The following is a 23,959-nucleotide window of genomic DNA, read 5'->3' as shown; positions in this document are numbered from 1 at the left end:
AGGCCGGCCCCATAAGGTCATTCCGCGGTGCCGCGGTGGTGAGGGAAGTGCTCGCGCACCAGTTTCAGCAGCCCCTGGGTCGAGCCATCGAAGTCCTGGCTCTGTTCGTCGATGCGCTCGCTGATCTCGCCGGCGATGCGCTTGCCCAGTTGCACGCCCCATTGATCGAAGGAGTTGATGTTCCATATCACTCCCTGGACGAAGACCTTGTGTTCGTAGAGGGCGATCAGCGCGCCCAGGTTGCGCGGCGTCAGCTCGTCCAGCAGCAGGGTGCTGGACGGGCGGTTGCCGGGGCAGCTGTAGGGGTCCAGATCGCGACTGGTCTGGCTGCCCTCCATGAAGGCATTGGCCTGGGCCAGCATGTTGGTCAGCAACGCGAAGTGGTGGTCTTCCACGCCGGGTTCCGGCGCCAGTGAGGCAATGAAGTCGATGGGCACATAGCGGGTGCCCTGATGGAGCAGCTGGAAGAAGGCGTGCTGGCCATTGGAGCCGGTCTGCCCCCAGATGATAGGCCCGGTCTTGTAGTCCACCGGGTGGCCGAAGATGTCCACCGACTTGCCATTGGACTCCATGTCGAGCTGCTGCAGAAAGGCCGGTAGCTGATGCAGTGCCTGGTCATAGGGCACGATGGCCTGGGTCTCGGCGCCCTGGAAGTTGATGTACCAAATGCCGATCAGCGCCATCAACACCGGCATGTTGGCCTCGTTGGGGGCGTTGAGAAAGTGCTGGTCCATTTCATGGGCGCCCTCGAGCATCTCCATGAACCCTTCGAAGCCGATCGACAGGGCAATCGGCAGGCCGATCGACGACCACATGGAGTAGCGGCCACCGACCCAGGCCCAGAACTCGAAGACGTTCTCTTCACGGATGCCGAATTCCATGGCCGCCTTGCGGTTGGTGGAGGCGGCGACGAAGTGGGCCCCCACGTCGGCATCCTCGCCGGCGTTTTCCAGGAACCAGCGGCGTGCCGTCTTGGCGTTGAGCAGGGTTTCCTGGGTCGAGAACGTCTTGGTGGAGACGATGAACAGGGTGGTAGCCGGATCCAGGCGTGCCAGCACCTTCTGGATGTGGGTGCCGTCGACATTCGACACGAAGTGGAAGTTGAGCTCCGCATGACGCTGCTTGAGCAGGGCGCGACACGCCATGTTGGGGCCCAGGTCGGAACCGCCGATGCCGATATTGACCACGTCGCGAATGCGCTCACCGCTGTAGCCCTTCCACTCGCCGCTGCGCACCTCTTCAGAGAAGCGCTTGATCTGTTCCCGGGTGTTGTGGATCTCCGGCATGACGTCCTTGCCGTCGACCATCAGTGGGGCATCACCCAGGTTGCGCAGCGCCGTGTGCAGCACCGGACGATCTTCAGTGACATTGATGATGTCGCCGGAGAACATCTGGGCACGTCGCTGCACTAGCGCGGAGTGGTTGGCGAGTTCGAGCAGTTTGTCGAGTACCGCATCGGAGATATGGTGCTTCGAGTAATCCAGAAACAGCCCACCGACCCGCAGACTCATGCGCTCAAAGCGCTGTGGGTCGGCGTTGAAGTAATCGGTGATGCGGTCGTCGGCGGTGTCAGCCTGGAGTTGCTTCAGCGCTTGCCAGGTGACGCTGCGGGTGAGCTGAAACATGGCGATTTCCTCGGTATACGTGGGCTTGGCGGTCAGTCTGTGCGGTTGGAGACCCAGCTGCCAGCGTCGGGCACATTCATCTCGTAGTCCTCGGTCAGCCGCGGCGAGCTGATCAGGAAATCGGCACTGGCGGCATTGCAGGCCACCGGGATATTCCACAGGGCGGCCAGGCGCAGCAGGGCCTTGACGTCAGGATCATGCGGCTGGGGCGAGAAGGGATCCCAGAAAAAGATCAGCAGGTCGAGTGCCTGTTCGGCAATGCGTGCTCCGATCTGCTGGTCGCCGCCCAGGGGGCCGCTCATCAGCGGTTCTACCATCAGCCCCAGCTGGCGCGAGACCCGTGAGGCCGTGGTGCCGGTGCCGACCAGTTCGTGACCGGCCAGGCTGTCGCGCCAGCGCTCGGCCCACTCCAGCAGCTCCTCCTTCTTGCCGTCGTGGGCAATCAGGGCGATACGCTTGCGCGCCGGCAAGATGCGGCGCACATTGCGTTGTGGACGGTCATCAGGCATGGCGGGACTCCACGGCCAGTATCTTCAGGGTGTCGGTGCCACCGTGAGCGTTCATGTGGTCGCCCCGGGTCAGAATGACGTGATCGCCCGGGCGGGCGATGCCCTGGGCCACCAGGCGCTTGAGGGCCTGATCGTTGATTTCGTCGGCCGACATGGCGCTGGTATCGAACGGCCAGGATACCACGCCCCGGTAGAGCGCCATGCGCCGTTGCGCGATGGGTTCATGTGCCAGCCCGATGATGGGCAGCTTCGAACGAATTCGCGAGGCAATCAAGGGGGTATAACCGGTGGCGGTCATGCAGACAATGGCGGCGGCGCCGGCGAGGTGGTTGGCGGCGTACATGGCCGACAGGGCGATCGTCTCGTCGATGCGCGAGAAGCCTTCATGGATGCGGTGGCCGGACTCCTGGGCGATGCGCTCGCGTTCGGCGCCACGGCAGACGCGCGCCATGGCCTCGATGGTTTCCACCGGGTAGTCGCCGGCGGCGGTCTCGGCGGAGAGCATGACCGCGTCGGTGGCATCCAGCACCGCATTGGCCACATCGAACACCTCGGCTCGGGTGGGCAGCGGCGACTCGATCATCGACTCCATCATCTGGGTGGCGGTGATCACTGCCCGGTTCAGGGTGCGCGCGTGCTTGATAATGCGCTTCTGGGTGCCGATCAGCTGTTCGTCGCCGATTTCCACGCCCAGGTCGCCACGAGCCACCATCACCGCCTGGCTGGCCTCGATGATGCCATCCAGGGTGGCGTCATCGGCCACCGCCTCGGCGCGCTCCAGCTTGGCCACCAGGCCGATCTCGGCGCCGGCCTCGCCGAGCAGTACGCGGGCCTCGTGCATGTCGGCGGCACTGCGCGGAAAGGACACGGCCAGATAGTCGACGCCGATCTCCATGGCGGTCTTCAGGTCGGTCTTGTCCTTGTCGGTCAGCGCCGGAGCGGAGAGGCCGCCGCCCTGCTTGTTGATGCCCTTGTTGTTGGAGAGCTTGCCGCCCTGTTCCACGGTGGTGTGGATCTGCGTGCCGTCCACGCGGACCACGTCCAGCACCAGCCGGCCGTCGTCGAGCAGCAGGCGGTCGCCGGCCGCCACGTCGTCGGCCAGCGCCTTGTAGTCACAGCCTACGCGGGTGGCGTCGCCGGCTTCGCCGTCGCGCGCCACGTCGATCACGAAGGTCTGGCCGTCCTCGAGTTCCACCGGGCCGTCGGCAAAGCGCGCGATGCGAATCTTGGGGCCCTGGAGGTCGCCCAGCACGGCGACGCTGCGGCCCAGCCGGTCGGCGATCTCGCGCACCTGGGTGAGGCGGCGGCGATGGTCCTCGGGCGCGCCGTGGGAGAAGTTGAGGCGCACCACATCGACGCCGGCGGCGATCATCTGCTCGAGCACGTCGGGCCGGTCACTGGCCGGGCCGAGGGTGGCGACAATCTTGGTGCGGCGAGCGGGTAGATCGGAATAGGACATGCCATGTCTCCTGTGGGCGCCGGTCAGGCCCGGCCGTGGTGAACTGAATGTCCACACCTTAGCGCATGCGTGGTTTTTTTACTAAGTATCAGGATTTCGACTAAGGTCTAGTGCTGGCCTTGAGTCTGGGCCGAACCGGGATTAATTTGATAATAAATAAGAGGTTAGGGCTGGTACGAGGGCATTGTGTGCAGGAGTTTTGTTGTAAAGTTACTAAAAATTGCTTGTGTCGCGCGCCCGCCTGATTCACATTGTGAACATTGAATTCGTCGCGCCAAACCTCAGGGCTCGCGCTCCTGGCCGCGACGCCTGGCTTGCCGAGCGCCTCCCGGGCCTGGCCGGCGATGCAGTCACTTCCGCAGGACGGTACCAATCGAGAGGATGACACCATGACACTCAAGATCGCCATCAATGGCTTTGGTCGTATCGGTCGCAATGTGTTGCGCGCACTCTATGAGGGCGGGTATCGCGACCGGGTCAGCGTTGTGGCCATCAATGATCTGGGCGACCCCTCGCTGAATGCTCACCTGCTGCGTCATGACACCGTGCATGGGCATTTCGGCTTCGAGGTGACCCATGATGACGAGAGTCTGACCGTCGATGGCCAGCGTATTCTCATGCTGTCCGAGCACGATCCGTCCCGGTTGCCCTGGAAAGAGCTGGATGTCGATCTGGTCATGGAGTGCACCGGTCTGTTCACCAAGCGTGACGCGGCGGCACAGCACATCACTGCCGGTGCCGGTCGGGTGCTGGTCTCGGCGCCCACGCCGAATGCCGATGCCACCATCGTCTATGGCGTGAACGAGGGCGAGCTGACCGCCGAGGATCGCGTGGTCTCCAACGGCTCCTGCACTACCAACTGCCTGGCGCCGCTGGCCGAGGCGCTGAACGACAAGGTGGGCATCGAGACCGGCCTGATGACCACGGTCCATGCCTACACCAATGATCAGAACCTGTCCGATGTGTATCACAAGGACCCCTTCCGGGCGCGCAGTGCCACGCACTCCATGATCCCGGCCCAGACCGGTGCGGCGGCGGCGATCGGCCTGGTGCTGCCCGAGCTCGACGGCCGCCTCGATGGCCTGGCGGTTCGCGTGCCGGTGATCAATGTCTCGCTGGTCGACCTGACCTTCACGGCCTCGCGCGAGACCAGCATCGAGGAGATCAATGCAGCCGTCGAGGAGGCCGCGGCCGAGTCGCCGGTGCTCAATGTCAATGCGCAGCCGCTGGTCTCCATCGACTTCAACCACGATGCCAATTCCTCTACCTTTGACGCCAATCACACTCGCGTCAGCGGCAAGCTGGTCAAGGTGATGGCCTGGTACGACAACGAGTGGGGCTTCTCCAATCGCATGATCGATACCGCACTGGCCATGCATGCCGTGAGCAACGACGGCTGACAGCCGGGCCAGAGCCGCATGATTCGACGCCGGGGCGGTGCTTGCCGCCCCGGCGTTTTCGTCTGCAAGGAATTCGACATGCTCCCCGATTACGGCTGGCTGGCCTGGACCCTGATCATCGCCTCCACCTACCTGACCGGTATCTCCAAGGGTGGCTTTGCCGGTGGCTTCGGTACCCTCTCGGTTCCCCTGATGGCGCTGGCAATCGGGCCGATCGAGGCGGCGGGCCTGTTGTTGCCGTTGTTGCTGGTCATGGACGTGTTCGCGGTCAAGGCCTGGTGGGGACATCACGTGGCCACCGAGATACGTCGCCTGCTGCCGGGCATGGCGCTGGGGGTGATCGCCGGTACCCTGCTGATCGGCACGCTCGACGAGAGCCATGTGTGGCTGCTGCTGGGCGTGGTGTCGTTGCTGTTCGTGGCCTACATGATCATCAAGCCGGCCGCGTCACGCCCGATTCACGCCCTCTGGGCCTGGCCGGCGAGCATCGGAGTGGGGGTGACCAGCTTTCTGGCACATGCCGGCGCGCCGCCGATGAACCTCTATCTGTTGCCGCGACGGCTCTCCAAGCAGGCCTTCATCGCCACCTGCACACTGGCTTTCGCGGCAGTCAATCTGATGAAGCTGCCGCCCTATCTGTGGCTCGGCGAGATCAACCTGACCAGCATCTGGGCCTCGCTGGCGCTGGCGCTGGTGCCGGTGGCCTGGCTCGGCGTGCGCAGCGGGCTCTGGCTGCAGAGTCGCGTCAACGAGCGGCTCTTCTATCGGCTGGTGATCCTGGCCATGGCCATCGTCGGTGTGCAGTTGATCGTTAAGGCATTGTGATCCTGCGTGCCAGGCTTGCCTGATTCAGCGACAGGTTCCGCCGCCGCGCATGGCCAGGTGAAAATGGTCGGCGTGTGCTGCGTTATAGTCCGGGCCCAGGGTCGTGCCAAAAAACCGACAGGCTTCGTCATTGAGTCGGCGCAGAAAGTCGCTTTCGGCGCCCGAGCCCTGCCAGTCGTCTAGCAGACTGATTCGGCGGCCGCTGTGCAGGGTGAAACCCGCCACGTCGAGGGCGCTGGCGGTGGCGTGCGCACTGCGCCGGGCGTTTTCCCGATGGTAGATGTTGCGACAGGCGAAGCTGCCGTAGTGCTCTACCTGCGAGACCTCCTCGCCGAGCAGATCACGGGCGGCCGGTTGCAGGGAATGTCGCTCGAAAAGCCCCCACGACACCGCCAGCGGGCAGGTCGCCACGAAACCGCGATTGAAGCTTACGCCAGTGCCCTGTAGACGCACCACATTCTCCAGCGGGCAGTCTTCGACCGGCGTGTAGTCGGCCAGGGCGGTGTACTGGATGGATGGCGATGAAGCTCGCTCGAGTACGGCGTGACAGGCCTCACGATCGTTCCTCAGACGCTGCAGTTTCCAGCGCGTCACGGGCGTGACGGGGTCGTCGATATGCAGGGGCTGAAATGGTGACCATTCCCGGGGTAGTTGCCACGGGCCCTTCTCGAACGCCACTCCCATGGCCACGAGGGCGAGCAACAGCATCAGTCGGCGAGTGCGGTGCATGGCAGAGTTGAGCACCCTCGAAGTATTGGATAGCCAGCTTGCCTATTTCATCGTGGGCTGTGAAGCGCAAAAGGCCCCAGTACCGAGGGGCAGGAGGCGACTTCTGGTGGCCCGGGCCGCTGGCCACTTGTTTGAGCCGGGTGTTCTGGACTTCATATTCTTACCTGAACTCCATCGGGTGCGGGGCGATCGCCATCGAGGCGATGGTATCTTGGCGCGATGTCCATCTCGACTATGCCGACGTCGTATTGGGAATGCACGTAATGCGCAAGGCGTTCCACGCTGCCTTGAGGCAATGGGCTTAGCAGCGTGATGGCGCCGCGGAATGGTGCCTTTTGAGGAGGCGGAATGAACGATTATCGGCCGTGGCAGACCCCTGAGTCCCTGATGGAAGACACCGCCCTGGGTGAGGCGGCCGTCACGCCCGAATGGCCGCCGCCCGGCTCCCCGGACAGTGTCATCGCCCGGGCCGTCAGCCCATGGCCGATCCATGAGGTGGCAGCCCGCCTGGGCATCGAGGCCTCTCGGCTGCTCCCCTTCGGTCATGACAAGGCCAAGCTGCCCCATGACTTTACCGATGAACTGGCCGAGCGGTCGCCGGGCAAGCTAGTGCTGGTGACGGCCATCACCCCGACACCGGCCGGTGAAGGCAAGACCACCACCACTGTGGGGCTGGGGGATGGTCTGAGCCGGATCGGTCAGCGAGCCGCCATCTGCCTGCGCGAGCCTTCTCTGGGCCCCTGTTTCGGCATGAAAGGGGGCGCGGCTGGTGGCGGCCGTTCGCAGGTGATCCCCATGGAAGATATCAACCTGCACTTTACCGGGGACTTTCACGCCATCACCACGGCGCACAACCTGCTCGCCGCGCAGATCGACAACCACCTCTACTGGGGCAACGCCCTGGACCTGGATCCCGAACGCATTACCTGGAAGCGCACGATGGACATGAACGACCGTGCGTTGCGCCACCTGACGGTCGGCGAAGGGGGGCAGGGAGTGCCGCGCCAGGACGGCTTTGATATCACCGCGGCGTCCGAGATCATGGCGATTCTCTGCCTGGCCCGTGATCTGGATGACCTGCAGTGGCGTCTCGGCGAGATTCTGGTGGCACGAACCCGAAGTGGCGCGGCGGTGCGAGCCCGCGACCTGGAGGTCAATGGCGCCATGGCCGCCCTGCTGCGCGAGGCGCTGGCGCCCAACCTGGTGCAGACGCTCGAGCATACACCGGCCTTTGTGCATGGCGGGCCCTTCGCCAACATCGCGCATGGCTGCAACTCGGTCATGGCCACCCGCTCGGCCCTGGCGCTGGCCGATGTAGTGGTCACCGAGGCCGGCTTCGGGGCGGACCTGGGGGCCGAGAAGTTCCTCAATATCAAGTGCCGTCAGGCCGGTCTCTCGCCCAGTGCGGTGGTGGTCGTGGCCACGCTGCGTGCCCTCAAGATGCATGGTGGTGTGGCTAGGGAGTCCCTCGGGGAGCCCGACCCCGATGCCGTGCGTCGCGGTGCCGCCAATCTTGCGCGTCACGTCGAGAGCGCTCAGGGAATGGGGGTGCCCTTGCTGGTGGCCATCAACCGGTTCGATCAGGACGCCGAGGAAGAACATGCGGTACTGCGCGAAGCCTGCGAGGCCATGGGCGTGGAGGTGGTACTCAGCAGCCATTGGCAGGATGGCTCGGCGGGGAGCGAGGAACTGGCCGAGCGCGTGATGGCGCTGCTGGAGGAGCCGGCTGGCGAGTTGAAGATGAGCTATGCCGACGACGACAGCCTGGCCGACAAGCTGAGAGCCATCGCTACGCAACATTATGGAGCTGCGGATATTCAGCTGGAGGAACGAGCCCGACGCCAACTGGAGGAATATGAAGCGCTGGGCTATGGCCATCTGCCGGTCTGTATCGCCAAGACGCCGTACAGTTTTGCCGCCGACCCGGCCGAGGGCGGGTTGGCGGCTGGCCATGTGCTGCCAGTGCGCGAGTTCGAGCTGGCCGCCGGGGCCGGGTTCGTGGTGGCCTTGTGCGGCACCATCATGCGTATGCCGGGCATGCCCTCGCGGCCGGCGAGTGCCGGCATTCGGCTGAACGAGGCCGGTGAGATCGAAGGGTTGTCCTGACCCACCCGCCAGCCCTGGTGGTTACAGCTGCCGACGCCAGCGGCGTTCGATGGTGTCCAGTTCTGCCGGGCCGTAATGGGCGCTGCCGTGCCCGCCATAGTGGGCCCAGAGCTGGTCGCCGAGGTCGTAATGCCACCACTCGCTGGGCAGGTTGGTGAAGCCCTGGGCCAGCATGGCGTGGTAAAGCAGGCGGCGATGGCGCCTGGCCTGATACCGGCTGTCACCTTCCTCCAGGTCGACTTCCAGCGCGGCGGCATGTGACGCCGCCATGGCCTCGTCAAACAAAGTGCCCATGTCCAGCGGCAGACCATCCGCGTCGCACAGCGTCACGTCCACGGCGCCTCCGGTCAGATGGGGACTCGGCGAGGTGGGCTCGGTACTCGGCTGGGCGACGAATTCGCGCGTGCGCTCCAGCAGTTCCCGTTCACCGAGAGACGGGTGCCTGGCCTGGATGATGGACTGCAGGGTCTCGAAAAGGTACTGCTGAACACGCCAGGGGCGCCAGCCATCCAGCACCAGCAGGCTCATCCCCTCGGGCAGGCTGCGGGCCACCGCCAGCAAGCGGCGGTAGACGCCTTCGCGCACATAGCACTCATCGATGGCCCCCGGAATACCCAGACGGGCGTAGGCCGGAAACACCTTGATCGGCGACGGTGCCAGGCTCATCGGTACCAACGGCTCGTCACTGCCCTGAATCGGAAGCTGGTCGATCGTCGACCAGTCCGGGTCGGCCCGGTGCGGTATGGGCGTCGCCGCATAAGAGGTGTCGGAGGTCGGTTGGGTCATGGCGTTATCCAGGTTTGAGCAGTCGCTATTTCGGCATCCGGCCAGGCTGGCAGCCCGGATTTATGTAGTCAGGCTACCGAAAACCATGCTGCAGGTGCTCAGGTTGGTCAAAAAATAACACCGTCTACGCCTAATGATACTTTGTGCGGTGCCGCATTCTGACCCATATTTAAGTCGCGACGTCAGACGATGAGTTGCTACCGGGATTCATCGCGCTGTCGGAAGGCTACCAACTGAGCGTCATGTTGTTCTTGATCCAGGCGCCAGCAGTGAGGTTTTTGCAACACTTTCAACCTCCCGCAGTACGCCCAGGGTACTTACCAGGCCCGGCATGCGTAGCTAAGGCACCAGAATGCCATCGTTGATGGCGGCCCGGGTGACGTCTTCCCGGGATCATGATGACTTTGCATTGAGGATGACACCATGAATGGTATCCAATTAGCCGAGCAAGCCGATCAGATCGCCAGTACATTCAGCAAGCAGGACCTGGCCAAGGTAGTGGTAGCGCTGCGCGCCAATGGTCAATCGCTGCAGCATGCGGTCGCCGTACTCGATACCATCGACGCCTGCCAGGGTTATACCCTCGACTGGGCATGGGATGAAGTCCTGGCGGGTGAGAACCAGGTCATGGTAGCCCAGGACGATTAAGAGCGGTGAGCCGTGCCAGAGGCCACCAGGCTCTCTGAAGCGGCGCGGCGAACAATACGAGCCAGACAATCGAGAGAGCCGAGGTACCTGCTGCCTCGGCTCTCTTGGTTGCAGGCTACTGCCTGCCCTGGCCCGGGGGGAGGAAGCGGTAAGCTCCAGGCAAGTGTGACAGCGCCGTCTTGTGGGGGGTGTCGCGTTATTTGGGGGCACTGGAGCACTGGTCCGTACGAGATGCCCCCGGATGTGCCCCCTGTCGTGCGAGAGAGCGCTGACACGTCGTCAGCGGGCAGGCTCTCCAAACGAAAAAGCCCCCTCGGAGGTGGCTTTCTTCCGGTGTTGGTGGCGGCGGGAATCGAACCTAGGTTGGCCAAGAGAGTGCCGACACGTCGTTGGCGGACAGGCCCCAAACGAAAAAAGCCACCCGCGGGGATGGCTTTCTTCTAGTGTTGGTGGAGGCGGCGGGAATCGAACCCGCGTCCGCCGACACTCGCCCATCGGCTCTACATGCTTAGTTCCGTCTTTTGGTTTAACGCTTCTGGCTCCGACGATCAGGATCCAGAAGCGCGATTCCTCTAAGTTTTAACGATTGACACGAGGACAGGGTCAATCGCGATCCCATCATCTATGAGCTCGTTCCCTTCCGTGATGAATGGGCACATCACTTCCGGGTCGGACTAGAAGCTAGCAGTTGTTACGCTGCCAGCGCGCCCTGAGCGTAGTTGTCGTCGTTTGCGACTATTTAATCGTGATGTTGTATTTACGAGATACATCACGCTCTCGGCATGCACCTCAGGGGTTGTCGCCGGCGTCGAAGCCATGTCGCCCCCGTTACGATCTCATTCTAACAGCATCGCTGTCAGTGCGACAGGGTTATGTCTTGTTCTGTTCGCGCATGATCCGGCCCTTCTGCCGCTGCCAGTCGCGGTCCTTCTCGGTTTCCCGCTTGTCGTGAATCTTCTTGCCGGTGACCAGGGCCAGTTCGCACTTCACCTTGCTGCCTTTCCAGTACAGCTTGAGCGGGACGCAGGTATGCCCCTTGTCCTGGGTGCGCGAGAAGATGCGGGCGATCTCCTTGCGGTGCAGCAGCAGCTTGCGGGTCCGCGAGGGATCGGCCACCTCATGGGTGCTGGCCGTATTGAGGGGCGTGATGTGACTGCCCAGCAGCCAGGCTTCCGCGTTCTTGATCAGGATGTAGGTGTCGGTGAGCTGTGCCTTGCCGGCGCGCAGGCTCTTCACTTCCCACCCTGCAAGTGACAGGCCGGCCTCGAAGGTCTCGTTGATGTGGTACTCGAAGCGCGCCTTCTTGTTCAGGGCGATGGTGTTACCGCCTGGACCCTTGCTCTTGCCTTTCTTGTTGGCCATGGAACCTCATATTCTGTCTTGCCGAAAATGGCCTTCCCCTTCGATATGGGGGGAAGCATGATACCATTCAAGGCCTGAAATCACTGCTCATGATACGCCTTGGGCCCTTTGAAGTCAGCGGAGAGGTCAATGCCAACGGTCAATCGGTCCGCCCTGGTGCGGCACACCCCCAAGCAAATGTTCGATCTGGTCAACGATTTCGAGCGTTACCCGGAGTTTCTGCCGGGATGCCGCGATGCCCGCCTGCTGGAGCAGGATGAAGCACACCTGGTGGGCGAGATGACGCTGGGTCGGGCCGGCATCGAACAGAGTTTTACCACGCGCAATGATCTGCAGGAGCCGGAGCGCATCGATCTGTCACTGGTCAGCGGTCCCTTCAAGCGTCTGACAGGGCGCTGGCTGTTCACGCCAATGGGCGAGGACACCTGCAAGGTCAGCCTGGAGATGGAGTTCGAGTTCGCCAACCGCCTGCTGGGCATGGCATTCGGCAAGCTGTTCCAGCAGGTGGCCGGCCAGCTGGTGGATTCATTTACCCGACGTGCCGATGAGCTCTATGGCCGCTGAGGCGCCGGGCCGGATTCAGGTCGAGGTCGCCTATGCGCTGCCTAGCCGGCAACGCATCATCACGCTGTCCGTGCCGGCGGGTACCACGGCGCGTGAGGCTGTGCAGCAGGCGGATTTGCCGAGCCACTTCCCCGAGGTGTCGCCGAGCGACTTTGCGCAAGCGCCGCTGGGTCTCTTCGGCAAGGCGCTGAATGATCCCCATCAGGTGCTGCGCGAGGGGGATCGCGTGGAAGTCTATCGACCACTGAAGATCGATCCCAAGTCGGCACGGCTTGCCCGGGCGGCCGCCAGGCGAGACTGGTTCACCGCCCCGTAGGGGATATCAGTCGTCTTCCGGGCGGACATTCAGCAGGTTGCCGGTCTGTGCGCCGGAGGACTCAGTGGGGCCGATGCCGCGCTCGTCGGCGACCTCAGGGGGCTTGGAGAAGTCGCCCTGGCGCTCCACATTGGCCACACGATTGCCCTGGAAGGTCAGAGTGATGCGGCGTTGCTCGGTGCCGCCATAGGCCTTGTCCAGATAATAGACGTAGTCCCACTCGCGCACCTCGAAGGGCGCCTCGAGCAGCGGACTGCCCATGATGTTGAGCACCTGCTGGCGCGTCATGCCGGTTTGGACCTGGGAGGCCATCTCGGCGTTCACCAGGTTACCCTGGGCGGTATCGCGCTTGTACACGCCGAAGTAGCTGCAGCCGCTGATCAGGGTCAGGGCGACGGTCAGAGTGGCGGTGAGGGTGACGGTTCGAGTCAGCTTTTGCATTTGCGCCTGTTCTTCACTATCGTGGTTTTGGTCGATCATACCCGACCCTACCTGATACTGCGAAGAGCGAACATGGCCGACCAAAACCACGAGTTACGCAAGGCCGGTCTGAAAGTGACCCTGCCGCGCGTCAAGATCCTGCATATTCTCGAGAACGCCACGGGCCAGCATCACCTGAGCGCCGAGGATGTCTACAAAACGCTGCTGGAAGCGGGCGAGGACGTGGGGCTTGCCACTGTATATCGCGTGCTGACTCAGTTCGAGACGGCCGGGCTAGTTACGCGCCATAATTTCGATGGCGGCCACGCCGTGTTCGAGCTGACTCAGGAAGAGCATCACGATCACATGGTGTGCCTGGACAGTGGTGAGATCATCGAATTTTTCGATGAGACCATCGAGCGTCGACAACAGGAAATCGCCGAGGAACACGGTTATGACCTGGTGGATCACGCTCTGGTGCTCTACGTCCGCCCCAAAAGCTAGGAAGCGTCGCCGCTGACAGTGCGGCTGCGGTCCCTGAAGGATTGCGCGTTTTCCTGTTGACTTCTTCACCTTGGCGGGTGAGGAGGTTTTTGTGTGTCGATCCGCCTGACACGGCGAGCCGGGGCGGCGCGTCTCCCTCAGTGATGCGCTCGCTGGCTGGCAGCCAGCATTTCGCGTGCGTGCGCCAGTGTCTGGTCGGTGAGCTGCATGCCACCCAGCATCCGCGCCAGCTCGCCCACGCGGCCGGCTTCATCCAGCACCGCCATCTGGGTCAGCGTGGTGTCCTCCTCGGCCTGCTTGGCGATGTGTAAATGATGGTGGGCCTGGGCGGCGACCTGGGGCAGGTGGGTCACGGTCATCACCTGGCCGTTGCTGCCCAGCCGACGCAGCAGCTGGCCGACGACTTCCGCGGTGGCGCCGGAGATGCCGACGTCGACTTCGTCGAAGACCAGGCTGGGCGTGGTCGAGTGCTGAGCGGCCACCACCTGAATGGCCAGGCTGATGCGAGACAGCTCGCCGCCCGATGCCACCTTGGTGAGCGGGCGTGCGGGCTGCCCCGGGTTGGCACTGATCATCAGTCGGGCTCGCTCCAGCCCTTCCGCGGAGGGTGTGTCGCGAGGCGTCAGCTCGACGTCGAAGCTGGCCTTGTCCATGGCCAGAAAGGCCAGCTGGTCCTGCACTTCCTTGCCGAAGCGCTTGGCCGCTTTCCGGCGTGCCTGGCTGATGGCTTCGGCCTGCTCCCGCCAGGTTTGCTTGAGCCGCTCGACCTCTGCACTGAGGCTATCCAGGTCGTTGTCGCCGCCGTCGAGTTCGGCCAGCTCGTCGGCCAGACGCTGATGCAGGGCGACCAGCTCTTCCGGGGGCACCTGGTGCTTGCGGGCGATGCGGTGCACTTCGCTGAGGCGTTGTTCAACCTGAGCCAAACGTTCCGGGTCCAGCTCCACGCTGGAGGCGAAGTGGTTGAGTTCTCGGCCGGCTTCCTCCACCTGGATACAGGCGTCGCCGAGCATGCCCAGGGCATCGGCCAGGGCGCCGCGTTCGCTGCCGGGCAGGGTGGAGAGGCGGTTGACCGCCTGGCGCAGCAAGGGGAGTGCACCACCCTCGTCGTCATCGCAGCAGCGGGCGGCGAACTGGGCTTCCTGCAGGCGTTCCTCGGCATGGGCGAGATCTTCCTGTTCGCTCTCCAGTTCCGCCAGTTCGCCCTCGGCCAGGCTCAACTGGTCGAGCTCCTCGACCTGGTAACGCAACAACTGCAGCCGGGCGCGCAGCTCGTCATCATCCTCGGCGAGGCGCTTGAGGCGTTGCTGGGCGTCACGCCAGTCGCGATAGATCTCGGCCAGCGTCTCGATGGCCGCGTGATGGCCGGCGAAGTCGTCGAGCAACTGCAGGTGGGTGTCTTCGCGCATCAGGCCCTGGTGGGCGTGCTGGCCATGGATCTCGATGAGATGGCTGCCCAGTGTTCTGAGGTCGCCGACGGTACTCGGCAGGCCATTGATCCAAGCCTTGGAGCGGCCGGAGCGGGTGACAACGCGGCGCAGCAGGCAGTCATCGCTGGGCAGTTCGCGGGCCTCGAGCCATTCCCGGGCGGCGGGAAGGCAGGAGACATCGAAGCGCGCGCTGAGGTCGGCGCGTTCGCAGCCATGGCGCACACTGCCGGCATCGGCGCGCTCCCCCAGGCAGAGCCCCAGGGCGCCGAGCAGGATGGACTTGCCGGCCCCGGTCTCGCCGGTGATCGCGGTCATGCCGGCCTCCCACTCGAGTGACAGGTGGTCGACGATGGCGAAGTCGCTTATGGCCAGTTCTGTCAGCATGATGCCTCCCCGGTGCCGCTGGAATTCACTGGTTATTCATCCATTGCCTTGTGTGTTTATACAGTAGTTCATGACGGCGAACAACGCGCGTCGCGAATCGCTTTTTCTCGACACCTTGAGTTCTGCGCTCTAAGCCCCATATACCTGCCAGCGACGTTTTCAACCGACAACATGTCTTCAGGCGGCGCGGCCGCCGGCTGTCATTCAGGAGGCACACATGGCCCAAGATCCGCAGACACCACAGGACGAGGAGCTTTCCCGTCAGCGGCAGGAAAGCGACGACCGGGTGGAACCGGAAGTGGTCGATGGAGATCTCGAGGACACCATCGAGGAAGCCATCGAGAACGCTGAACAGGACGAGGTAGAAAGCGAGTCCAGCGACAACCCTGAGGCCGAGATGCTGGCCGCCAAGGTCGAGGAGCTCGAAAAGAGCCTGTCCGAGGCCAACGACAAGGCCATGCGTGAGGCCGCCGAGGTGCAGAACGTGCGCCGCCGTGCTGAACAGGAGACGGAAAAGGCCCGCAAGTTCGCGCTCGAGAAGTTCGTCAAGGAGCTGCTGCCGGTGGTCGACAGCCTGGAAAAGGCGCTGGACGCCATGGGCGAGGATGCCTCGGAAGTTCATCGCGAGGGGGTTTCCATGACCCTCAAGCTGCAGCTGGATGTGCTCAACAAATTTGGCGTTGAAGTGGTCGACCCGGCCGGAGAACCCTTCGATCCGCAGTACCACGAGGCCGTGACCATGGTGCCCAACGCGGAAATGGATCCCAACAGCGTCATGGAAGTGATCCAGAAGGGCTATCTGCTCAACGGCCGTCTGGTGCGCCCGGCGATGGTCGTGGTCAGCCAGGCCGCAGAATGATTTTGCGCTGAAAAGCGCTCCGGGCCCTTGAAAAGGTGCTGAGGGCCCCCAGATACACGGCATCAAGGCGTTAATCGCCTCACACAAACGAATTTGTAACAGCGATTTTTCGAGGATTTCCTATGGGACGCATCATCGGTATTGACCTGGGGACCACCAATTCCTGCGTTGCCGTGCTCGACGGTGACCAGGCCAAGGTGATCGAGAACGCCGAAGGCGCTCGTACTACCCCGTCCATCATTGGCTATACTGACGACGGCGAAACGCTCGTCGGTCAGGCAGCTAAGCGCCAGGCGGTGACCAACCCGCAAAACACCCTGTACGCCATCAAGCGCCTGATCGGCCGTCGTTTCGAAGACGATGTCGTGCAGAAGGACATCAAGATGGTGCCTTACACCATCACGGAAGCCGACAACGGCGATGCCTGGGTCGAGGTCAAGGGCAACAAGCTCGCGCCGCCCCAGGTCAGCGCCGAAGTGCTTCAAAAGATGAAGAAGACCGCCGAGGATTACCTGGGCGAGACGGTCTCCGAGGCGGTCATCACCGTCCCGGCCTACTTCAACGACAGCCAGCGTCAGGCCACCAAGGATGCCGGTCGCATCGCCGGTCTCGAGGTCAAGCGGATCATCAACGAGCCGACGGCCGCGGCACTGGCCTACGGCATGGACAAGTCGCGCGGCGACAAGACCATCGCGGTCTATGACCTGGGCGGCGGTACCTTCGATATCTCCATTATCGAAGTGGCCGATGTCGACGGCGAGACCCAGTTCGAAGTGCTGGCCACCAATGGTGACACCTTCCTGGGCGGTGAAGACTTTGACCTGGCGCTGATCAACTATCTGGCCGATCAGTTCAAGCACGACAGCGGTATCGACCTGTCCGGCGACAACCTGGCCATGCAGCGCCTCAAGGAAGCTGCCGAGAAGGCCAAGATCGAGCTGTCCAGTGCCCAGCAGACAGAGGTCAACCTGCCGTACATCACGGCCGACAACACCGGGCCCAAGCACCTCAACGTCAAGGTTACGCGTGCCAAGCTCGAGTCGCTGGTCGAAGACCTGGTGGCGCGTTCGCTGAAGCCCTGCAAGACCGCGCTGGCGGATGCCGACCTGTCGGCTTCTGACATCGACGATGTCATCCTGGTCGGCGGCCAGACCCGCATGCCGCTGGTGCAGTCCAAGGTCACCGAGTTCTTCGGCAAGGACGCCCGCAAAGACGTCAACCCGGATGAAGCCGTGGCCGTGGGTGCTGCCATCCAGGGCGGTGTGCTGGGCGGCGACGTCAAGGACGTGCTGCTGCTCGACGTTACCCCGCTGACCCTGGGCATCGAGACCCTGGGTGGCGTGATGACGCCGCTGATTGAGAAAAACACCACCATCCCGACCAAGAAGACGCAGACCTTCTCGACCGCGGATGACAACCAGACGGCCGTGACCATTCACGTGCTGCAGGGTGAGCGCAAGCAGTCTAGTGGTAACAAGTCGCTGGGTCGCTTCGACCTCTCCGACATTCCGCCGGCCCCGCGTGGTGTGCCGCAGATCGAGGTCGCCTTCGACCTGGACGCCAACGGCATCCTCAACGTCTCGGCCAAGGACAAGGCGACCGGCAAAGAACAGTCGATCGTCATCAAGGCCTCCAGCGGTCTGTCCGAGGAAGAAGTCGAGCAGATGGTCCAGGATGCCGAGGCCAATGCCGAAGAGGATAAGAAGTTCGAGGAGCTCGTCCAGCTTCGCAACCAGGCCGACGGCATGGTCCACGCCGCCCGCAAGACGCTCGAGGAAGCCGGTGATAAGGCGACCGACGAAGAGAAGCAATCCATCGAGAACGCGGCCAGCGAGCTCGAGGAAGCGATCAAGGGCGACGACAAGGACGATATCCAGGCCAAGCTGGATACGCTGACCGAGGCCTCCGGCAACCTGGCGCAGAAGATGTACGCCGAACAGGGCGACGATGCGGCCGGGCAGGCGGATGCCGGGGCTCAGGCCGAAGGCAAGCAGGAAGACGACGTGGTCGACGCCGAGTACGAGGAAGTCAACGACGACCAGAAAAAGCAGTAACCCACGACGTCTGAATCACGGCCGATACCAGCGCGGGAGCCCGACTCCCGCGCTGGTGTTTGCGCCGCGTCGCTATGGAGGCGGACAGACACATGTCCAAGCGTGATTATTACGAAGTGCTGGGGCTCGAGCGCGGGGCCGATCAGAAAGAGATCAAGAAGGCCTACCGCCGCCTGGCACAGAAATACCATCCGGACCGCAATCCGGACGATGAAACCGCGGCGGAGAAATTTCGTGAGGTCTCCGAGGCCTACGAGGTCCTGACCGACAGCGAAAAGCGTGCGGCCTATGACCAGTTCGGTCACGAGGGCGTGGACGGTCAGGCTGGTGGTGGCTTCGGCGGTGCCGGGGCCGGTGGCTTCAGCGATATCTTCGGCGATGTCTTCGGTGACATCTTCGGAGGTGGCGGGGGTCGCCGTAATCCCAATGCGCCGCAGCGAGGCAGTGACCTGCGCTACAACCTCGAGGTCGACCTCGAGAGTGCCGTCGCCGGGACCAGCGTGGATATCCGCGTGCCGCGCCACATCGAGTGCGAGCGCTGTGATGGTGAAGGCGCCGAGCCCGGCACCAGCAAGGAAACCTGCCCGACCTGCCATGGTCATGGCCAGGTGCGGATGCAGCAGGGCTTTTTCGCCGTGCAGCAGACCTGCCCGACCTGCCACGGCAGCGGCCAGCAGATCAAGGTGCCGTGCCACAAGTGCAATGGCGAAGGCCGCGAACGCGAGACCCGTACACTGTCGGTGAAGATCCCGGCCGGCGTGGATACCGGCGATCGCATTCGTTTGAATGCCGAGGGTGAGGCCGGTATCAACGGTGGCCCGCCCGGCGATCTCTACGTTCAGGTGGCCATCAAGCCGCACCATATCTTCGAGCGTGAAGGCCGCCACCTCCAGTGCGAGGTGCCGATCAACTTCGTCGACGCTACCCTGGGCGGCGAGCTCGAGGTGCCGACTCTGGACGGCCGGGTCAAGCTGAAGATTCCGCCCGAGACCCAGACCGGCAAGATGTTCCGCCTCAAGGGCAAGGGCGTGAAGCCGGTGCGTGGCGGCCCTGCCGGCGACCTGCTGTGCCGCGTCGAGGTCGAGACACCGGTCAAGCTCAGCGAGGAACAGAAAGACCTGCTGCGCAAGTTCCAGGACAGCCTAGACGGCAGCAATAGCCATCACTCGCCGAAGAAGAGCAACTTCTTCGACGGCGTGAAGAAGTTCTTCGAGGACATGAAGCCGTAAGGCCAGGTTCACGAGATGGCGCCCAGAGGCCCCGTACTCCGCAAGGAGGCGGGGCTTCTTCATGTCGTTTCGCTCACCTCTCGGGCCGCTCGTCTGCCTTCCCTGGCCGCCGTCGGCGCGCAGGCCGAAGAGGCGTCGGAACAGGGTCGCCACGGGAGAGGTCAAGGCCTGCGAAGTTGGGGTGGCGCTGTGCGAGGCGTGCGTCTTAATCTGTGTCAGTCCATTCGCTGATAAATATCGAGGGGAGCGGCCCTATGCCGATTTCACGCGCGGTAGTCGTCACCGAGGCCGGTAACAAGCTGGTTCGACAGCTTTGCGAGCACTGGGGTCAGCATCAGGAGGTCGAGCAGTCGGCAGAGCAAAGTCGGGTCCAGTTCGATAGAGGCAGTTGCCTGCTGAAGCCCGAGGAGGACAAGCTGCACGTCGCGGTCGAGTCGCTCGACGAGGAAGGGCTGGATCAGCTCGAAGGCCTGGTGGCGCGTGACATGGAACGCCTGGCAGGCGAGGAGGTGCTGGATATCATCTGGGAGAACTGAGCCGTGACGGCGCGAGCCGCGCATCTGGGTATGCTGTGCTGGGCGGTGCTGGTGGGGCTGTCGTTTCCGGCCGTCGGGCTGATGAGTGAGTTGCCGCCCATGCTGCTGACCGCGCTGCGCTTTGCCATTGCCTGTGTGGGGCTGTGGCCGCTGGCTCTGCGGGGCCAGGGTGCCGTGCCTGCCTGGCAAGGGCTAGCAGTCTACGGCGTGATGGGCCTCTGCCTGGCCGGCTTCTTCGGCAGCATGTTTTGGGCGGCGCATCATGCCACGGCGCTGTCCATGGCTACTTTGTATGTCTGTGTGCCCCTGCTGGCATATGGCCTCGGCGTGCTGCTGCGCGTCGAGCAACTTGCCTGGCGGCTGCCGGCGATCCTGGCGCTGGGCGCCCTCGGGGCCCTGGGGCTGGCGCTGGCCGAGGCGCGGGTGCGGGGTGGCACGATGCAGCTGGGCCGGGGTGAGGCGGTCTTTTTCGCTGGCTGTGTGTGTTCGGCGCTGTACCCGGTGGTGTCCAAATGGGGGCTCAACGCTGGGCTGCTGTCGGCGTCGGCCGCGGTGCGTACTTTCTGGAGCCTGGCGCTGGGCGGCGCGCTGATCGGCCTGCTGGGGCTGCTGGTGGAACCTGCGGTCCGGCTGGGGACGATGCGCTGGAGCGATGGCCTGCTGTTGATCTATCTGGGGTTGTGCTCCAGTGCTCTGACCTTCTGGCTGATGCAGCGGGCCACCCAGGTGCTGACGCCCGGGACAATCACCGCCTATGGCTATCTGGTGCCCTTTGTCTCGATGCTGGTGCTGTTCGTGACCCTGCCCGCGAGCCTCTCCTGGGTCTGGTGGCCCGGCAGTCTCGTGGTGCTGGCGACGATCGTACTGTTGTGGCGGCATGACGCCTCATGAGGGCGCCATGCACGCCAGCAGAGTGCGTTGCAGCGCCCTGGCGTTGTCATCGCTGAGGATCAGCACGCGGCCGTCGTCGAGCCGTGTCATGCCTTCCATGTTGTCCAGCCACCAGCCATCGGCGCTGGAAAAACGGGCCAGGGTCTCGACCTCCAGCCGCGGCGGTTCGCCGAGCCGGGCGCGGCGCAGGCTGATCACCAGCGGGGCGGGCGGGGCGAAGGCACGCTCGAGTGCCAGCAGCTCGTCGCCATCGGCCGTGAGCTCGGTCAGGGCGCTGCCGCTGGCCGCCGCCAGGGGGTAATGCCACGCCTCGCCGTCCAGGCTGAACAGCCGGGTCTGCTTGTCCGGGGCGCCGGCCGTGGGGGCCTCCAGGCCCAGGATGAGCCCGTTTGTCGGGTGCCGGGTCATGGCCTCCATGCCCTGATTGCGGCCTGCCGTGCGGGCTTGCGGCGGACGGAGTGCCGTCCGGGGCGAAGCGTTGCAGGCGATGGTCGCGCTCGAAACTGACCCACAGCTCGGTATCGCCCGCCTGGCCGTTGGCGGCGTCGATCAGGGTCATGGACTCGGCATCGGCGTCTGCGCCGGCGAGGGGCCGACCCCGAATGTCGCGCAGCCGCTGGCTGTCGATGGGGGTCAGCCCGCTCAACTGCCCATTGTCGAACTGGGGTCGTACTCGATGCAGGCGCCCGCGATCCGAGAGCAGGTAGAGGAGACCGGTATCCGTTTCCAGCGCCAGGTCGGAGAGTCCATTGACCGGGGTGCCATCGGGCCAGCGGTCGGGCAGGGCGAGGGTGCCACAGAGTGCCAGCGGTGACCGAGCCATGACCGCCTCGCCGGCCAGTGGAATGGCGCGGACACGGTCGGCGCAGCCGGCCAGCACGGCGGTGACAAGCATCAGCAGGCTGGCGCCCAGCAGCCGGCGCAGGCGCGGGGGCGGCATCCAGGGAAGGGGCATGGCGTCATCTCGCTGTTTTTCAGGGTGATGATGTCAGTCTGCCACACTGGCCCGGCCATTCGCGGTGGCCTGGCGGCGGGGCAGCCCCTGGCGCATGCGTCGCGACGGCTCGTGGCGGCGTTGTTATACTTCGCTCATCTTGATTCCCCTCAACCGCAGGAGTTTTGCATGACTCGAATTGCCATCGTCGGTGTTGCCGGCCGCATGGGCCGCACCCTGGTCAACGCCGTGCAGCAGGATGCCGGGGCCCATCTGGCCGGGGGCGTCGTCGAGCCGGGCAGCTCGCTGGTGGGCGCCGATCTTGGCGAGCTTTCCGGTCAGGGCCGGCTGGGAGTGGCCGCCGTCGATGATCTGGCGCAGATCGTCGATGACGCCGATGTGCTGATCGATTTCACGGCGCCGCGGGTCACGCTGGATAACCTGGCTTGGTGTGCCGCACACGGCAAGCGCATGGTGATCGGCACCACCGGGCTCTCCGAGGCCGAGCAGGCCGAGCTGGACGGCTACCGTGACCGGGTCCCCATGGTCTTTGCTCCCAACATGAGCGTCGGTGTCAATCTGACCCTGAAACTGTTGCAGACCGCCGCCCGGGCGCTGGGTGACGAAGGCTATGACATCGAGGTCATCGAGTCCCATCACCGCCACAAGGTCGATGCGCCCTCCGGCACGGCCCTGAAGATGGGCGAGGTGATGGCCGATGCCCTGCAGCGCCCGCTCAAGGAGTATGGCGTCTTCCAGCGGGTCGGGCAGTGCGGGCCGCGCACGGACCAGGAGATCGGCTTTGCCACCGTGCGTGCCGGCGATATCGTCGGTGAGCATACCGTGATGTTTGCCACCGAGGGTGAGCGGGTCGAGATCACCCACAAGGCCTCCAGCCGCATGACTTTCGCCAAGGGCGCGGTGCGCGCGGCGCGATGGGTCATGGAGCAGCCTGCCGGCCGCTATGACATGCAGGATGTACTCGGTCTGGAGTAAAGGGTGGTCGTCATGGCCGGGATGCTTTAGAATCCCCCAAATTTTAGCCGGGCAGCCGGCATATGCCGCGCGAACGCTTGTTGCGTCGGCCCAGCATTCCGAGCGAATGACAACAAGCGGGATGAAACCGGTCTTCCATGTCGGGTTTCGTCCCGCTTTTTTACGGGCCGGCTGTTGATCGAGGGGCCCGGAGTGCGTGTGCTGTGGCTGGCGAGCTGTCTCTTTTCACCTGGGAGGACGTTGCATTGAACAAACCCGCGATACTGGCCTTGGAAGATGGCAGCGTGTTTTACGGCACCGCCATTGGCGCCGATGGGCAAACCAGCGGTGAGGTGGTGTTCAATACGGCCATGACGGGCTATCAGGAAATCCTCACTGACCCCTCCTACAGCCGTCAGATCGTCACCCTGACCTATCCGCATATCGGCAATACCGGCGTCAATCACGTGGACGTGGAGTCCGGCGCGATTGCCGCGGCCGGCCTGATCATCCGCGACCTGCCGCTTCTGGCCAGCAGCTTCCGCTGCGAGCAGTCATTGTCCGAGTACCTCGCCGACAACAACGTCCTGGGGATCGCCGATATCGACACGCGCCGCCTGACTCGCCTGCTGCGCGACAAGGGTTCACTGAATGGCGCCATCCTCGCTGGTGAGGCGGCCGAGGGTGAGGACGCCGCGGCACGTGCCCTGGAAGCGGCCCGGGCCTTTCCCGGCCTCAAGGGCATGGACCTGGCCCGGGTGGTGTCGTGCGCCGAGGCCCACGACTGGTCCCAGGGCGAGTGGGCGCTGGGCAAGGGCTACGCCGATACCTCCCGGGGCGAGCGCCCCTATCATGTGGTGGCCTACGACTTCGGTGCCAAGCACAACATCCTGCGTATGCTGGCCTCGCGCGGCTGCCGCCTGACCGTGGTGCCGGCCGAGACATCGGCGCGCGAGGTGCTGGACATGCAACCGGACGGCATCTTCCTGTCCAACGGCCCGGGCGACCCCGAGCCCTGTGACTACGCCATCCGCGCCATCCAGGCGTTCCTCGAGACCGAGATCCCGGTCTTCGGCATCTGCCTGGGCCACCAGTTGCTGGCGCTGGCCAGCGGCGCGCGCACCGTCAAGATGGGGCACGGCCACCACGGCGCCAACCATCCGGTGCAGGATCTGGACAGCGGTCAGGTGATGATCACCAGCCAGAACCACGGCTTCGCCGCCGATGAGGCCACGCTGCCGGCCACCCTGCGCGCGACGCATCGCTCACTGTTCGATGGCACCCTGCAGGGCATCGAGCGCACCGACCGCCCGGCATTCAGCTTTCAGGGCCACCCCGAAGCGAGCCCCGGCCCCCGGGATGTGTCGCCGTTGTTCGACCGCTTTGTCCAGATGATGAAGACTCGCCAGGCCTGAGC

General features: G+C 64.0%; 22 protein-coding genes, 1 other RNA gene and 1 pseudogene. 14 read left to right on the top strand and 10 right to left on the bottom strand.

The annotated features are described in order from the left end of the window. Positions 1–17: 17 nt before the first annotated feature. Genes pgi through pyk form a run of 3 tightly spaced genes read right to left on the bottom strand, consistent with a single transcriptional unit; the run spans position 18 to position 3,593 of the window. Positions 18–1,625, bottom strand: a complete 1,608-nt coding sequence (pgi, locus tag QWY74_RS02730; protein WP_290313687.1) for a glucose-6-phosphate isomerase — start codon at positions 1,623–1,625, stop codon at positions 18–20. Positions 1,626–1,657: 32 nt separating this feature from the next. Continuing rightward, positions 1,658–2,134, bottom strand: coding sequence for a methylglyoxal synthase (locus QWY74_RS02725; protein ID WP_264825919.1), 477 nt, complete (start codon positions 2,132–2,134; stop codon positions 1,658–1,660). Continuing rightward, the gene (gene pyk, locus QWY74_RS02720; protein ID WP_290313686.1) at positions 2,127–3,593 is read right to left on the bottom strand and encodes a pyruvate kinase; all 1,467 of its coding nucleotides are present in this window, start codon (positions 3,591–3,593) and stop codon (positions 2,127–2,129) included. Before pyk ends, QWY74_RS02725 begins: the two co-directional genes overlap by 8 nt. A 389-nt stretch (positions 3,594–3,982) precedes the next feature. Here pyk and gap point away from each other — a divergent pair, with 389 nt between their 5' ends. Then, complete coding sequence (gene gap, locus QWY74_RS02715) at positions 3,983–4,993, top strand: type I glyceraldehyde-3-phosphate dehydrogenase (RefSeq protein WP_264827544.1); 1,011 nt, start codon at positions 3,983–3,985, stop codon at positions 4,991–4,993. Positions 4,994–5,071: 78 nt separating this feature from the next. Further along, positions 5,072–5,818, top strand: coding sequence for a sulfite exporter TauE/SafE family protein (locus QWY74_RS02710; protein WP_290313685.1), 747 nt, complete (start codon positions 5,072–5,074; stop codon positions 5,816–5,818). Between the two features lie 24 nt (positions 5,819–5,842). On the opposite strand, the gene QWY74_RS02705 is transcribed toward QWY74_RS02710, so the two are convergent. Next, positions 5,843–6,547: an extensin-like domain-containing protein gene (locus tag QWY74_RS02705; protein WP_264827546.1), complete on the bottom strand. Its 705-nt coding sequence runs from the start codon at positions 6,545–6,547 to the stop codon at positions 5,843–5,845. Positions 6,548–6,895: 348 nt separating this feature from the next. On the opposite strand from QWY74_RS02705, the gene QWY74_RS02700 reads away from it, so the two are divergent. Further along, entirely contained in the window at positions 6,896–8,653 is a 1,758-nt protein-coding gene (locus QWY74_RS02700) for a formate--tetrahydrofolate ligase (RefSeq protein WP_264827548.1), read from the top strand. Positions 8,654–8,674: 21 nt separating this feature from the next. Here QWY74_RS02700 and QWY74_RS02695 read toward each other — a convergent pair whose 3' ends face one another. Further along, positions 8,675–9,439, bottom strand: a complete 765-nt coding sequence (locus QWY74_RS02695) for a M15 family metallopeptidase (protein ID WP_290313684.1) — start codon at positions 9,437–9,439, stop codon at positions 8,675–8,677. A 423-nt stretch (positions 9,440–9,862) separates the two neighbouring features. On the opposite strand from QWY74_RS02695, the gene QWY74_RS02690 reads away from it, so the two are divergent. After that, positions 9,863–10,087 carry a hypothetical protein gene (locus QWY74_RS02690; protein WP_264827551.1) on the top strand — a complete coding sequence of 75 codons (225 nt, stop codon included), beginning with the start codon at positions 9,863–9,865 and terminating at the stop codon, positions 10,085–10,087. Positions 10,088–10,534: 447 nt separating this feature from the next. Here the strand turns inward: QWY74_RS02690 and ssrA are convergent. Both ssrA and smpB read right to left on the bottom strand, forming a co-directional pair. Further along, positions 10,535–10,914, bottom strand: a transfer-messenger RNA (tmRNA) gene (gene ssrA / locus QWY74_RS02685). Positions 10,915–10,957: 43 nt separating this feature from the next. Then, positions 10,958–11,449 (bottom strand): SsrA-binding protein SmpB, encoded by a 492-nt coding sequence (smpB, locus tag QWY74_RS02680; RefSeq protein WP_264827553.1) that lies wholly within the window; start codon positions 11,447–11,449, stop codon positions 10,958–10,960. Between the two features lie 129 nt (positions 11,450–11,578). Here smpB and QWY74_RS02675 point away from each other — a divergent pair, with 129 nt between their 5' ends. Continuing rightward, positions 11,579–12,013: a type II toxin-antitoxin system RatA family toxin gene (locus QWY74_RS02675; protein WP_264827555.1), complete on the top strand. Its 435-nt coding sequence runs from the start codon at positions 11,579–11,581 to the stop codon at positions 12,011–12,013. Further along, positions 12,003–12,329, top strand: a complete 327-nt coding sequence (locus QWY74_RS02670) for an RnfH family protein (protein ID WP_264827556.1) — start codon at positions 12,003–12,005, stop codon at positions 12,327–12,329. The genes QWY74_RS02675 and QWY74_RS02670 overlap by 11 nt, the downstream gene beginning before the upstream one ends. A gap of 6 nt (positions 12,330–12,335) precedes the next feature. Here QWY74_RS02670 and QWY74_RS02665 read toward each other — a convergent pair whose 3' ends face one another. Next, positions 12,336–12,809: an outer membrane protein assembly factor BamE gene (locus QWY74_RS02665; protein WP_320109345.1), complete on the bottom strand. Its 474-nt coding sequence runs from the start codon at positions 12,807–12,809 to the stop codon at positions 12,336–12,338. A gap of 33 nt (positions 12,810–12,842) precedes the next feature. Between QWY74_RS02665 and fur the strand changes: the two genes are divergently transcribed. Further along, positions 12,843–13,253, top strand: coding sequence for a ferric iron uptake transcriptional regulator (gene fur / locus QWY74_RS02660; protein WP_264827557.1), 411 nt, complete (start codon positions 12,843–12,845; stop codon positions 13,251–13,253). A gap of 137 nt (positions 13,254–13,390) precedes the next feature. Here the strand turns inward: fur and recN are convergent, their stop codons facing one another. Continuing rightward, a complete protein-coding gene (recN, locus tag QWY74_RS02655; protein ID WP_264827559.1) occupies positions 13,391–15,064 on the bottom strand; it encodes a DNA repair protein RecN in 1,674 nt (557 codons plus the stop codon). Positions 15,065–15,281: 217 nt separating this feature from the next. On the opposite strand from recN, the gene grpE reads away from it, so the two are divergent. From grpE to QWY74_RS02630, 5 genes are all read left to right on the top strand, one after another. Beyond that, positions 15,282–15,923, top strand: coding sequence for a nucleotide exchange factor GrpE (gene grpE / locus QWY74_RS02650; protein WP_264827560.1), 642 nt, complete (start codon positions 15,282–15,284; stop codon positions 15,921–15,923). Between the two features lie 122 nt (positions 15,924–16,045). Next, positions 16,046–17,977 (top strand): molecular chaperone DnaK, encoded by a 1,932-nt coding sequence (dnaK, locus tag QWY74_RS02645; protein ID WP_264827561.1) that lies wholly within the window; start codon positions 16,046–16,048, stop codon positions 17,975–17,977. Between the two features lie 92 nt (positions 17,978–18,069). Beyond that, positions 18,070–19,206, top strand: a complete 1,137-nt coding sequence (gene dnaJ, locus QWY74_RS02640; protein WP_264827562.1) for a molecular chaperone DnaJ — start codon at positions 18,070–18,072, stop codon at positions 19,204–19,206. Positions 19,207–19,460: 254 nt separating this feature from the next. Continuing rightward, positions 19,461–19,742 (top strand): DUF2218 domain-containing protein, encoded by a 282-nt coding sequence (locus QWY74_RS02635; RefSeq protein ID WP_264827563.1) that lies wholly within the window; start codon positions 19,461–19,463, stop codon positions 19,740–19,742. A 3-nt stretch (positions 19,743–19,745) separates the two neighbouring features. After that, positions 19,746–20,633, top strand: a complete 888-nt coding sequence (locus tag QWY74_RS02630; RefSeq protein WP_264827565.1) for a DMT family transporter — start codon at positions 19,746–19,748, stop codon at positions 20,631–20,633. Here QWY74_RS02630 and QWY74_RS02625 read toward each other — a convergent pair. Further along, positions 20,628–21,456 (bottom strand): annotated as a pseudogene (locus tag QWY74_RS02625) (esterase-like activity of phytase family protein). The gene QWY74_RS02630 and the pseudogene QWY74_RS02625 overlap by 6 nt on opposite strands. Before the next feature lie 300 nt (positions 21,457–21,756). Here QWY74_RS02625 and dapB point away from each other — a divergent pair. Then, positions 21,757–22,563, top strand: a complete 807-nt coding sequence (dapB, locus tag QWY74_RS02620; RefSeq protein WP_264827567.1) for a 4-hydroxy-tetrahydrodipicolinate reductase — start codon at positions 21,757–21,759, stop codon at positions 22,561–22,563. A gap of 245 nt (positions 22,564–22,808) precedes the next feature. After that, positions 22,809–23,957 carry a glutamine-hydrolyzing carbamoyl-phosphate synthase small subunit gene (carA, locus tag QWY74_RS02615; protein WP_264827569.1) on the top strand — a complete coding sequence of 383 codons (1,149 nt, stop codon included), beginning with the start codon at positions 22,809–22,811 and terminating at the stop codon, positions 23,955–23,957. Positions 23,958–23,959 lie beyond the last annotated feature (2 nt).

The organism is Halomonas almeriensis, assembly GCF_030409235.1.
Lineage (GTDB): Bacteria > Pseudomonadota > Gammaproteobacteria > Pseudomonadales > Halomonadaceae > Halomonas > Halomonas almeriensis.
Note: the sequence above shows the minus strand (reverse complement) of the source record. Positions and strands in the feature narration are given on the sequence as shown.

Excerpts from the sequence above, each read along its gene's own strand:
- pgi (WP_290313687.1), bottom strand. The coding sequence starts at position 1,625 with ATGTTTCAGCTCACCCGCAGCGTCACCTGGCAAGCGCTGAAGCAACTC.
- QWY74_RS02725 (WP_264825919.1), bottom strand. The coding sequence starts at position 2,134 with ATGCCTGATGACCGTCCACAACGCAATGTGCGCCGCATCTTGCCGGCG.
- pyk (WP_290313686.1), bottom strand. The coding sequence starts at position 3,593 with ATGTCCTATTCCGATCTACCCGCTCGCCGCACCAAGATTGTCGCCACC.
- gap (WP_264827544.1), top strand. The coding sequence starts at position 3,983 with ATGACACTCAAGATCGCCATCAATGGCTTTGGTCGTATCGGTCGCAAT.
- QWY74_RS02710 (WP_290313685.1), top strand. The coding sequence starts at position 5,072 with ATGCTCCCCGATTACGGCTGGCTGGCCTGGACCCTGATCATCGCCTCC.
- QWY74_RS02705 (WP_264827546.1), bottom strand. The coding sequence starts at position 6,547 with ATGCACCGCACTCGCCGACTGATGCTGTTGCTCGCCCTCGTGGCCATG.
- QWY74_RS02700 (WP_264827548.1), top strand. The coding sequence starts at position 6,896 with ATGAACGATTATCGGCCGTGGCAGACCCCTGAGTCCCTGATGGAAGAC.
- QWY74_RS02695 (WP_290313684.1), bottom strand. The coding sequence starts at position 9,439 with ATGACCCAACCGACCTCCGACACCTCTTATGCGGCGACGCCCATACCG.
- QWY74_RS02690 (WP_264827551.1), top strand. The coding sequence starts at position 9,863 with ATGAATGGTATCCAATTAGCCGAGCAAGCCGATCAGATCGCCAGTACA.
- smpB (WP_264827553.1), bottom strand. The coding sequence starts at position 11,449 with ATGGCCAACAAGAAAGGCAAGAGCAAGGGTCCAGGCGGTAACACCATC.
- QWY74_RS02675 (WP_264827555.1), top strand. The coding sequence starts at position 11,579 with ATGCCAACGGTCAATCGGTCCGCCCTGGTGCGGCACACCCCCAAGCAA.
- QWY74_RS02670 (WP_264827556.1), top strand. The coding sequence starts at position 12,003 with ATGGCCGCTGAGGCGCCGGGCCGGATTCAGGTCGAGGTCGCCTATGCG.
- QWY74_RS02665 (WP_320109345.1), bottom strand. The coding sequence starts at position 12,809 with ATGATCGACCAAAACCACGATAGTGAAGAACAGGCGCAAATGCAAAAG.
- fur (WP_264827557.1), top strand. The coding sequence starts at position 12,843 with ATGGCCGACCAAAACCACGAGTTACGCAAGGCCGGTCTGAAAGTGACC.
- recN (WP_264827559.1), bottom strand. The coding sequence starts at position 15,064 with ATGCTGACAGAACTGGCCATAAGCGACTTCGCCATCGTCGACCACCTG.
- grpE (WP_264827560.1), top strand. The coding sequence starts at position 15,282 with ATGGCCCAAGATCCGCAGACACCACAGGACGAGGAGCTTTCCCGTCAG.
- dnaK (WP_264827561.1), top strand. The coding sequence starts at position 16,046 with ATGGGACGCATCATCGGTATTGACCTGGGGACCACCAATTCCTGCGTT.
- dnaJ (WP_264827562.1), top strand. The coding sequence starts at position 18,070 with ATGTCCAAGCGTGATTATTACGAAGTGCTGGGGCTCGAGCGCGGGGCC.
- QWY74_RS02635 (WP_264827563.1), top strand. The coding sequence starts at position 19,461 with ATGCCGATTTCACGCGCGGTAGTCGTCACCGAGGCCGGTAACAAGCTG.
- dapB (WP_264827567.1), top strand. The coding sequence starts at position 21,757 with ATGACTCGAATTGCCATCGTCGGTGTTGCCGGCCGCATGGGCCGCACC.